The organism is Nocardiopsis sp. RV163 (assembly GCF_001029525.1).
Classification (GTDB): Bacteria; Actinomycetota; Actinomycetes; order Streptosporangiales; family Streptosporangiaceae; genus Nocardiopsis; species Nocardiopsis dassonvillei.
Map to the genome: position 1 here is coordinate 1 of NZ_LEKI01000179.1, position 10815 is coordinate 10815.

The 10815-nt window shown below is 72.5% G+C and carries 9 protein-coding genes; 7 read left to right on the forward strand and 2 right to left on the reverse strand.

The features are described from left to right. The first annotated feature begins 416 nt into the window (after positions 1-416). The 5 genes from ABD54_RS22900 (at position 417) to ABD54_RS22920 (ending at position 8203) form a co-directional block, all read left to right on the forward strand. Complete coding sequence (locus ABD54_RS22900; RefSeq protein ID WP_047871601.1) at positions 417-2108, forward strand: ABC-F family ATP-binding cassette domain-containing protein; 1692 nt, start codon at positions 417-419, stop codon at positions 2106-2108. 396 nt (positions 2109-2504) lie between these two features. Next, a complete protein-coding gene (locus ABD54_RS22905; RefSeq protein ID WP_047871602.1) occupies positions 2505-3530 on the forward strand; it encodes an ABC transporter permease in 1026 nt (341 codons plus the stop codon). Positions 3531-3599: 69 nt separating this feature from the next. Next, positions 3600-5411, forward strand: coding sequence for an ABC transporter substrate-binding protein (locus tag ABD54_RS22910; RefSeq protein ID WP_047871603.1), 1812 nt, complete (start codon positions 3600-3602; stop codon positions 5409-5411). Between the two features lie 379 nt (positions 5412-5790). After that, positions 5791-7149 (forward strand): PP2C family protein-serine/threonine phosphatase, encoded by a 1359-nt coding sequence (locus ABD54_RS22915; RefSeq protein ID WP_047871604.1) that lies wholly within the window; start codon positions 5791-5793, stop codon positions 7147-7149. Then, positions 7139-8203, forward strand: a complete 1065-nt coding sequence (locus ABD54_RS22920; protein ID WP_047871605.1) for a B12-binding domain-containing protein — start codon at positions 7139-7141, stop codon at positions 8201-8203. Before ABD54_RS22915 ends, ABD54_RS22920 begins: the two co-directional genes overlap by 11 nt. Positions 8204-8253: 50 nt before the next feature. Here ABD54_RS22920 and ABD54_RS22925 read toward each other — a convergent pair whose 3' ends face one another. Continuing rightward, a complete protein-coding gene (locus ABD54_RS22925; RefSeq protein ID WP_047871606.1) occupies positions 8254-8466 on the reverse strand; it encodes a helix-turn-helix domain-containing protein in 213 nt (70 codons plus the stop codon). 202 nt (positions 8467-8668) lie between these two features. Beyond that, positions 8669-8797, reverse strand: a complete 129-nt coding sequence (locus ABD54_RS29415; RefSeq protein ID WP_268778202.1) for a hypothetical protein — start codon at positions 8795-8797, stop codon at positions 8669-8671. A gap of 291 nt (positions 8798-9088) precedes the next feature. Between ABD54_RS29415 and ABD54_RS22935 the strand changes: the two genes are divergently transcribed. Together ABD54_RS22935 and ABD54_RS22940 are read left to right on the forward strand one after the other, a co-directional pair. Then, complete coding sequence (locus tag ABD54_RS22935) at positions 9089-10102, forward strand: ABC transporter permease (RefSeq protein WP_047871607.1); 1014 nt, start codon at positions 9089-9091, stop codon at positions 10100-10102. 73 nt (positions 10103-10175) lie between these two features. Further along, positions 10176-10815 (forward strand): ABC transporter ATP-binding protein (locus ABD54_RS22940; RefSeq protein ID WP_047871608.1); only part of this gene is annotated, 640 nt, incomplete at its 3' end.

Below are 10815 nucleotides of genomic sequence, written 5' to 3' on the forward strand. Positions count from 1 at the left end.
CCCCGCAGGAACCCCGTGTCCCCCCGGGACGGGCGGAGCCGCCCCCCGACGGCCGACCCGCCCAGTGAGCGGACACCCGGGGAAAGGAGGCAGAGGACCCTTCCGGGCACACGGCGCCGCGCGTCCGGACCGGCCCGGACGCGCGGCACCGGACACCCGCGTAATTCCGTTGCCCGCGCCGCCCCGGCGGGTTAGCCTGAGCGCAACATGCGCATGTGACATCGAGACCGACGACCGCCGAGCGCGCGGGGCTCGCCCACCGTGGCTGGAGCCGAATCCCCGCTCGGCGTGTACTGGCACCGTCCCCGGTGCGGTCTCGATGTCGACGACCTCCGTGTCGTCCCCGGACCGCGCCGCGCAGGCGCACCGGTCCCGCGCATCGAGGCCCACCCCGAAACGAAGGGTGGACCACCCCTATGACCCTCGGCAACACGACCGGCGCCGCCTCCGCACCGCACACCGCCCAGACCGGACCGCCCCTGCTGCGCGCCCGCGACCTCGCCAGGGCCTACGGCGACCGCGTGGTGTTCGACGGCGTGGACGTCGACGCCGCCCCCGGACAGCGGCTCGGCCTGGTGGGGGAGAACGGCTCTGGCAAGTCCACTCTCCTGCGGCTGCTGGCCGGGGAGGAGGAACCCGACGCCGGGCGGGTGGAACGCCCCGCCGACACCGGATTCCTGTACCAGGAGCTGCCCCACGCCCCGGACACGACCCTGGCCCGGGTGATCGCCGGGGCCCTCGAACCGGCCCGGCGGGTGGAACGGCGGCTGACCGCCAGCGCTGCGGCGCTGGACGGCTCGCCCGAGGACGCCGAAGCCCTGCGGGAGTACTCCGAGGCGCTGGCCGAGGCCGAACTGCTGGAGGTGTGGGACGCCGAGCGCCGGGCCGAACTGGTGGTCGCGGGACTGGGCCTGGACGGCATCGGCCCGGATCGGCCGGTGGGACGGCTGTCGGGCGGTCAGCGCGGACGCCTGGGCCTGGCCGCCCTGCTCGTGCGCCGCCCGCGCGCACTGCTGCTGGACGAGCCCACCAACCACCTCGACGACCAGGCGCTGGAGTTCCTGGAGGGGTACCTGCGCGGCCTACCGGGGGTGGTGGTGCTGGCCAGCCACGACCGGGTGTTCCTGGACGCGGTGTGCACCGGCCTGCTCGACCTGGACCCGGCCGTGGACGGCCCCGCCTACTACGGCGGCGCCTACTCCTTCTACCTGAGGGAGAAACGACTGGAGCGCGAACGCTGGGAGCAGCGCTACCGCGACGAGCAGGACGCCCTCAAGGGCCTGCGCGAGTCGGTGCGCACCACCTCCCGGCAGGTCTCGCACAACCGCGCTCCGAGGGACAAGGACAAGATGGGCTACGACTTCCTGGGCGGGCGCGTGGACAAGCAGGTCTCGCGCCGGGTGCGCAACGCCCGTAACAGACTGGAGGAACTGGAGCGCGACCAGGTGCGCAAACCGCCCAGGCCGCTGGAGTTCAGCGCATCGCTGACCCGCGACCCGGGCGCGGCCGACGGCCACGCGATCACCGTGCGCGACCTGGTCGTGCCGGGCCGGTTGCGCCTGGACCGCCTGGTCGTGCCCTCGGACGGGCGCCTGCTGGTCACCGGGCCCAACGGCGCGGGCAAGTCCACGCTGCTGTACGCCCTGGGGCGCCGGCTGCGGCCGGCGTCGGGCCAGGTGCTGTGGCGGCGGGGGGCGGCGGTCGCCCTGCTGGAACAGGACGTGGTCTTCCCCGAACCCGAGCGGACCCCCCGTTCGCTCTACGACGGGCTGAACGGAGCCCTGCCCGGCGCTCCCCGCCTGACCGATCTGGGCCTGGTCGCACCGCGCGACCTGGACCGGTCGGTGGGCACGCTCAGCGTGGGGCAGCGGCGACGCCTGGCTCTGGCGATGCTGGTGGGACGCGCCCCGGACGTGCTGCTGCTGGACGAGCCGACCAACCACCTGTCCCTGGCGTTGGCCGAGGAACTGGAGGAGGCGCTGGGCACCGCGCCCGGCGCGGTGGTGGTGGCCTCGCACGACCGGTGGCTGCGCCGCAACTGGGCCTGGTCGGAGTTGCGGCTGGCCGACGGCGCCGTGGCCGGGCGGGACACGGCCGGACCCGTGTAGGCAGTGGTTTTTGGGCCTCCGCTTCGCTTCGTCCCACCCGTCGCCCGCCACCACCAACGGACGCCTGCTTCCCCCACGGGAACCCGCCTCCGGCCCCTCCAGAACCCCGTGGGAGCCCGAACCGACCCCCACAAGCTGAGGCAGGTTCGAAAACAGGCCCCAGCGCTTTCCCCGCGCGGCCGCTGAGGAGGGCACCGCCGACCCCGTCGGCCCCTCCGGCCGTTCCCGGGCCGCCCGCCCCGCGCGCGGCCCGGGAACGGCGGACCGCTCCGGTCGCGGCCCCGTCCGACACCGTGCGGGGACACCGGCGCGGAGGCTGGAAACCCCCGCGCCGCTCATGCAAACTCTTCGTGTTCCCATAGCTGCGAAAAGTAATGTCGACTGGCAGGGGTGCACATGTCCGTGCCGATGGACGCGCCCGAGTCCTCCCAGCACGCCGACCCCGAGGCGGCGGCCGCCGGAGGACGCGGGTCGGCGAACAGGTCCCTGCGCCAGATCGCCTGGCGGCGCTTCCGCAGGGACCGCCTCGGCATGGCCGGGGGCGTCGTCGTCGTCCTGCTCATCCTGGTCGCGGTCTTCGCGCCCCTGCTCACCTCCTGGTTCGGCTACCCGCCCAACCAGTTCAACCAGGAGCTGATCGACCCGCTCACCGGCGGCGTCCTGCGCGACCCCGCCGACCCCTCCCTGGGGCTCGACCCCTGGGGCGGTATCAGCGCCGACCACCTGCTCGGCGTGGAACCCGTCAACGGGCGCGACCTGTTCAGCCGTATCGTCCACGGCGCCCGCACCTCCCTGCTGGTCGCCACGGTCGCCACCCTGGTCTGCGTGTTCATCGGCACCGTCCTGGGCATGGTCGCCGGTTACTTCGGCGGCTGGGTCGACACCGTCATCAGTCGGGCCATGGACATCTTCCTGGCCTTCCCGCTGCTGCTCTTCGCCATCGCCCTGGTCGGCGTCATCCCCGACGGCTCCTTCGGCCTGAGCGGCAACGGCCTGCGCATCGGCGTGCTGGTCTTCATCATCGGGTTCTTCAACTGGCCCTACATCGGCCGCATCGTGCGCGGACAGACCCTGACCCTCAGGGAACGCGAGTTCGTGGAGGCCTCCCGCAGCCTCGGCGCGGGCAGCGCCCACATCGTCTTCCGCGAGATCCTGCCCAACCTCGTCACGCCGATCCTGGTCTACTCCACGCTGCTCATCCCCACCAACATCCTGTTCGAGGCGGCCCTGAGCTTTTTGGGCGTGGGCATCAACCCGCCCATGGCCACCTGGGGCGGCATGCTCGACAACGCCCTGCGCTTCTACACCGTCGCGCCGCACTTCGTGCTGATCCCGGGGTTGGCCATCTTCGTCACCGTCCTGGCCTTCAACCTCTTCGGCGACGGGCTGCGCGACGCCTTCGACCCCCGCTCCTCCGACTGACGGGCCCCGCCCGTCGCGTGTCCCGGGCCGGGCACCGGCCCCACCAGCCAATCCGACCAGGAGGCAAGCTTGACCACCGACCACCACACGGGCGCGGCGCACTCCCGGCGCCGCGGACGCCGCCGGGCGACCGCGACCCTGGCCGCGGGCACGGCCGCGGCGCTGCTGCTGGCCGCCTGCGGGGGCGCGGACGGCGGCGGGAGCGGAGACGGTCCGGTCGACGCCGAGTTCAACCAGGGCGAGACCGAGGTGGTCAACCCCTCCGAGCAGGCCGGCGGAACCCTGCGCTACGCCATCTCCTCGGACTTCGACTCGCCCGACCCCGGCAACACCTACTACGCGTTCAGCTGGAACTTCAGCCGCTACTACGCTCGCACCCTGCTTACCTACGTCGGTGCGCCCGGCGATGAGGGCACCGAACTCCAGCCCGACCTGGCCGCGGAGATGCCCCAGCCCAACGGGGACCTCACCGAGTGGACGGTGCCCATCAAACAGGGGCTGCGCTACGAGGACGGCTCCGAGATCACCGCGCCCGACATCGAGTACGCCATCGCGCGCAGCAACTTCGGCGCCCAGGCCCTGCCCAACGGTCCCAAGTACTTCCAGGACCTGCTGGCCGACAGCGGCGACTACGAGGGCCCCTACGCCGACGAGGCTGACCCGCTGGCCGGGTTCGACGGGATCGAGACCCCAGACGACCACACCCTGGTCTTCCACCTCAAGGACCCCTTCGCGGAGTTCCCGTACCTGCTCATCCAGCCGCAGACCGCGCCGGTACCGCCCGGGGCCGACCGCGGCGAGCAGTACCAGAGCCGCGTCGTCTCCTCCGGTCCCTACAAGTTCGACGGCGAGTACCGGCCCGGCGTCTCCCTGAACCTGGTGCGCAACGACCAGTGGGATCCCGCCACCGACCCGACCCGCGAGGCGCTGCCGGACCGGGTCGAGGTGCAGTTGGGGGTGGAGCAGAACGAGATCGACCAGCGCCTGACCAACGGCGACCTGGACGTGGACCTGGCCGGTGCCGGGGTGGGGCCCGCGATGCGTGGCACCCTGCTCACCGACGAGGCGAGCAAGAACAGCGTGGACAACCCGCAGAGCAACACCCTGCGCTACGTCAACATCAGCACCGTCCTGGAACCCATGGACGATTTGGCCTGCCGCGAGGCGGTCATGTACGCGGCCGACCGCGACGCCCTCCAACGGGCCTGGGGCGGTGCCACCGGCGGCGACATCGCCACCCAGATCATGCCCGCGTCGCTGCCGGGGGCCGACCCCGGCATCGACCTGTACCCCTCACAGGACAACCAGGGCGACCTGGACACGGCCCGGCAGAAGCTGGAGGAGTGCGGCGAGCCCGACGGGTTCTCCACCTCCATCGGCGTCCGGGCCGACCGTCCCTCCGACGTGAGTACCGCCGAGGCGCTCCAGCAGGCCCTGGCCCGGGTGGGCATCGAGACCCGGATCAAGCAGTACCCCTCGGACACCTACACCAACACCCAGGCCGGGTCACCGTCCTTCGTGGAGGACAACGACCTGGGCCTGACCGTGTACGGGTGGGCCCCGGACTGGTCGAGCGGCTACGGCTTCATGAGCAAGATCCTGGACGGCGACGCCATCCAGGACGCGGGCAACGCCAACATCTCGGAACTGGACGACGAGCGGATCAACGGCTGGTTCGACGAGGTGGTCACCATCGAGGACCCCGAGGAGCGCGCCTCGATCTACACCCGGATCGACCGGCGGGCGATGGAGCAGGCGGCGATCCTGCCCGCGGTGTTCGAGCGCACGGTGCTCTACCGGCCACCGAACCTGACCAACGTGTACTACCACTCGGGCTACTCCATGTACGACTACATGGCGCTGGGAACCACCCGGGAGTGAGAGACAGCGGGTAGGGCCCCGTGCGGTGCGGGTCGGTGGGTGTCTTCTCCCCTCACCGGGGGCGGACCGGTGGCGCAACCGGAGCCCACCGGCCCGGTGGTGTGATATATGGCACCGAAAGGTTGCCAGGCGGCAACTTTCGTCCTCCGATCAGTGTGCCCGCAGATCATGGCGGGTAGCGTGGCATAACGGGCGTCGTCTCCCCGCTGCCGGTAGCCCTTGCATCCCCTGAGCGCTCTCCGCGCCAGCGGTGGAACGACGCTCTGCGGCACCCGCCCACGACCACGCGCGCACCGCGCGTACGTGAACGTGCTCGGTGGAGCCGCCCGCACGGCCCGGCGCGGGCCGTGCGCCGCGACGCGTGGGGAGTGGAACAACAGTGCTTGCTTCGGGGACCAGCGACCGCGCTCCGCTGGAGGACGACGGGGCCGGGGCGGTCGGCGGTCGGCCGGTCGGCGCGGTCCCGGCGCCCTCCGCTGTCGCCAAGCTCCGCCACGCCGCCCGCGAGCTGGGCAACATCCTGCACCCGGTCCGCCTCGTGGAACAGGCGGTGCGCTTCCCGGTACCGGAGGCGGCCCAGACGTGCGCGCTCTTCCTCGCCCAGCCCGACGGTTCGGTGCGCTGGACCGCCGCGTTCACCTCCGAGAGCGGACGCCGCCGCGTCGGAACCGGCGAGGGCGTCTGGGGCCGGGGCACGGTGGACGGCGCCGCCTGGCTGAACGAGGTCGTGGACGGGGCGCGCACGGTGGCCGAACCCACGCCCGGAGACCCCGTCGAGAAGCTCCTCCTGGAACTGGCCGGGTACGACGGCGCCCGGGGCGCGCTGTGCGCCGTGGCCGTCCCCGGCCTGTCCGGAACCGCCGGAGCGCTGCTGTTCCACCGCGCCCGCGGGTACTTCGACGCGGCGGACACCGAGGCGCTCACCGAGTACGCCGAGCGTGTGGGCTCGGCTCTGGGCGCCGCCCACATGTACCAGTACCAGGCCCGCACCGCCTCCACCCTCAAGGCCGCGCTGGTCCCGGCGCCCCTGCCCGGCGTCGCGCACGCCGTGCTCGGCGCGGCCTTCCGCTCCGCCGTCGAGGCCGAGCGCATCGGCGGCGACTTCTACCAGGTCAACGAACTGGAGGAGGGCTTCGACTTCTCCTTCGGGGACGTGTGCGGCAAGGGCAACGACGCCGCCCTCCTGACCGGGATGATCCGCCAGTCCCTGGAGGCGCTGCGGCTGGTCGAACAGGATCCCCGGCGGCTCCTGGAGCTGCTCAACGTCCTGCTGCTGCGCACCGACCCCGAGAAGTTCAGCACCATGCTCCTCGGACTCGCCAGCCCTCTGCCAGGCGGCGGGCTGCGCGTCCGCGCCGCCGGGGGAGGCCACCCGCCCCCGCTCGTCGTGGGCGTGGACGGCACCGTCCGGGAGGTGTCCATCGGAGGCCTGTTCGTGGGCGCCGTGGAGGAGGCCGTCTTCCGGGAGACGGAGTTCACCCTGGCCCCCGGTGAGACGATGGTGGTCTTCAGCGACGGGGTCACCGAGGCGCGCAACCCCCTGTTGGGCGGGCAGATGCTCGGGGAGGAACGCCTGGCCCGGCTGCTCTCCGAGTGCGGCGGGATGCCCGCCCCGGCCGTCGCGGACCGGATCGTCCAGGTGGTCGGCGACTGGCTCGACGGAGGGGAGCACGACGACATCACTGTGCTCACCATTCAGGCCCGCGCCGCGCGGGGAGGCCCCGCCGGTGACCGCTGACCACGGCATCCTGCCGGACGCGGTCGCGCCCCTGTCGCCCGCCGTCGTCGCCGACGACTTCTTCGCGCGCGTGCGCGACATCGACGACGCGGGAGCCCTGGCCGTGGTGCGGGAGGCGCTGGCGGCCGGAGTCGACCACGAGTCACTGGTCTTGGACGTGATCGCGGTGTCCCAGATGCGCGTGGGCATGATGTGGCAGGCCAACGAACTCTCGGTGGCCCGGGAGCACGCCGCCACCCACATCGGCGAACTCGCCCTGGGCCTGGTCCTCGAACACGGCCTGGCGCGCGTCGCGGAGGAACGCCCCCTGGGCTCGGTGGTGGTGGCCTGCGTGGAGGGGGAGTGGCACGGCCTGCCCGCACGGCTGCTCGGGGACGTGCTGCGCCTGCGCGGCTGGAGGGTCACCTTCCTCGGGGCGAGCGTGCCCGCCCACCACCTGACCCTGCACCTTCAGGAGACCGCGCCCGACGTGGTCGCGCTGAGCTGCTCCCTGCCCTCGCACCTGGTCAACGCCCACGCCATGATCACCGCCGCCGCGCGCACCGGCGTGCCCGTCATCGCCGGGGGGCGCGGCTTCGGGCCGGACTCCTCCCTCGCGCTCCGACTGGGCGCGAGCCTGTGGGCGGCCGACGCCCGCTCCGCCGCCGACCTGCTGGAGCGGCGCATGCCGCTGTCGTCCCTGCGGCCCAGGGAGGAAGCGCTGACCCCGGCCGCCGAGTACGCGAGCCTGGTGCAGCGACGCCGCGACCTGGTGCGGACCGGTGTGGAGCACGCGCGCGCCCTCTACACGGCCCGGGGCGCCAGCCTGGAGGGTGCGGACCTGGACCGGACGGTCGAGGACTTGGGGCACATCATCGACTTCCTGCTGACGTCGCTGTACGTGGGCGACGGTGCGGTCTTCACCCGTTTCCTGGCCTGGACCCGCGGTGTGCTGGAGGTGCGCGGGGTCCCGGCTGTGGGGGTGGCCCGCGTCCTGGAGCTCCTCGAAGGGGAGCTGTTCGACTACCCCCAGACGTGCGCGGCGCTGCGCGCGGGGCGGGCCGTGCTCGGCTGAGGCGCCGGCCCTGGCGGGTCCCTTCGCCGCCGCGCCGGCGCCGGACCAGCTCAGGGAGAGGCCGGGGGGCGGCTGTGGTTGAGGAGTGCGGCGATGTGTTCTTCGGGGTAGCGGCGTGCTCCGCCGGTGGTGCGGAAGGGCCGGAGGACGTTGTCCCATCGGCCTCGGTGGAGGCTGCGGGGGCGGATGTTGAACAGGGCGGCGACTTCGCTGGGTGTGAGGACGTCGGGGCAGTCGTCGAGGAGGTAGCTGTAATCGGGCACGAGGAGCTTTCCGTGTCTCGTGGGTTCGGTACTCGGTGCTGAGTGTTGTGCGGGTGGCTGGTGGGGCGGCCCCGCCCTCCCGGGGAAGGGGAGGGCGGGGCTTCAAGCCGGTGCTCTTCGCATCGGCCCGTCCGCACCCGCCCGGGGGCCGGGTCGGGCGGTGCGGAGCATGGAGCGCTGAGCGCTCACAGCGAGGTGCGGGTTACCGGGGGAAGACGGCGCGGACGGTGAGCGCGCCGCAGGAGTGCTGCTTCCAGTCCCAGTAGGAGCACGGGACCTCGACCACTCGCAGCCCGTTGCCACTGGGGCGCAGGGGTTCGGGGCTGGCCACGCTCGGGAACGTGGGTTCCGCGCCGGGGCTGGGTCCCTTGTCGGTGACGCGGAGTTCGGGTTGGCGCGGGGCGTATTCTCCGAGCGCCCAAGGCCCGTCCGGGGCAGTGCACCAGTCAAGGGCGGAAAGTGGCCGACTCGGTCGATGCGTGATCCCCAGCGCCACGGAAGGCGTGCTCCGGGCGGTTGAGCGCGACCGAGCGATTACATTGAGTTACTGTCTGCTTGCGGGCGGGTACCGTTCGCGGACCCGTCCCGCCCCGCCCGGCCCCGACGACAGAGAGCACGCGCGTTGCTGACCTACATCCTGCGCCGCCTGGGCGCCGGACTCCTGCTCCTGGCCGTGGTCACCATGGTCACCTTCGCCATCTTCTACGTGGTGCCCCGGTGGGCGGGACGCACGGTCGAACAGCTCGCGACGATGTACGTGGGCCGCGCCCCCACACCCGAGGCCATCCAGGCGACCATCGACCGCCTGGGCCTGGACCGGCCCGTCGCCGTGCAGTTCGGGGAGTTCGTCAGGGGCCTCTTCTTCGGCGCGGAGTACCGCTTCGGCAACGACACGATCGAGTGCGCGGCACCGTGCCTGGGCTACTCCTTCCAGACCTACCAGGAGGTCTTCCCCGAGATCGTGGCGCGGCTGCCGGTCACGGCGTCGCTCGCCCTCGGAGCGGGGGTGATCTGGCTGGTGGGCGGCATCCTGGTCGGAGTGGTCTCCGCGGTGTGGAAGGGCAGCCTGTTCGACCGGCTGGCGATGGCCGTCGCCCTGGCCGGGGTGTCGCTGCCGATCTTCTTCACCGGTCTGCTGTCCCTGGCCTTCCTCGTGCACGCATGGGGGCTGTTCGGTACCCCGGGCTACGTCCCCTTCGGCGAGGACCCGTCCAGGTGGGCGCAGGGGCTGCTGCTGCCGTGGCTGACGCTGGCCTTCCTGCACGCGGCCATGTACGCCCGCCAGACGCGCGCGGGCATGCTGGAGACCCTGGGCGAGGACTACATCCGCACCGCCCGCGCCAAGGGGCTGAGCGAGCGCCGCGTGGTGCTCAAGCACGCGCTGCGCCCCACGCTGACCCCCATCGTGACCATCTTCGGCCTGGACCTGGGGCTCGTGCTGGGCGGCGCGGTCCTGACCGAGCAGGTCTTCTCCCTGAACGGGATCGGCCGGTACGCGGTCACCGCCATCATGCAGAGCGACCTGCCGGTGATCCTGGGCGTGACGCTGTTCGGCGCGTTCTTCATCGTGCTCTGCAACCTGGTGGTGGACCTGCTGTATCCGCTGATCGATCCGCGCGTGCGCATCCACGGATAACCGTGTCGGGCGTACACACACGCCGAACACGGCCCGGGCCGCCGCGTCCGGGGGACGGAAAGGAAGGGGTCGTGTGAGCGAGTCCGCGGCGTCGGGGCCGGTAGTGCGGGTGGAGGACCTGCGGGTGGTGTTCCCGACCATGGACGGCGACGTACGGGCGGTGGACGGTCTGTCCTTCGCCGTGCCCGTCGGGGGAGCGCTGGGCATCGTGGGCGAGTCGGGCTCGGGCAAGAGCGTGACCTCGCTGGCCCTGATGGGCCTGCACCGGGGCAGCCGGGCGCGGATCACCGGGGAGGTCGAGGTGGCGGGCACCGATGTGGTCGGCGCCCCGGACAGGAGGCTGCGGCGGATGCGCGGCAACGACATCGCCATGGTCTTCCAGGACCCGATGCAGTCGCTGCACCCGCAGTTCACCGTCGGCAACCAGCTGGTGGAGGCGCTGCGCGTGCACCGGTCCGGGGTGTCGAGGTCCCGGGCCCGCGAGCGCGCGGTGGAGTCGTTGGAGCGGGTGGGCATCCCCGAGCCCGCCAAGCGGGTCAACTCCTACCCGCACGAGTTCTCCGGCGGCATGCGCCAGCGCGTGCTGATCGCGATGGGGCTGATGTGCGAGCCCAAGGTGCTGCTGGCCGACGAGCCCACCACCGCCCTGGACGTGACGGTGCAGGCCCAGGTCCTGGACCTGCTGGACGAGCTGCGCCGCGACCTGGGCATGG

Coding starts and splice junctions, on each gene's coding strand:
- ABD54_RS22905 (WP_047871602.1), top strand. CDS start 2,505: ATGTCCGTGCCGATGGACGCGCCCGAGTCCTCCCAGCACGCCGACCCC.
- ABD54_RS22900 (WP_047871601.1), top strand. CDS start 417: ATGACCCTCGGCAACACGACCGGCGCCGCCTCCGCACCGCACACCGCC.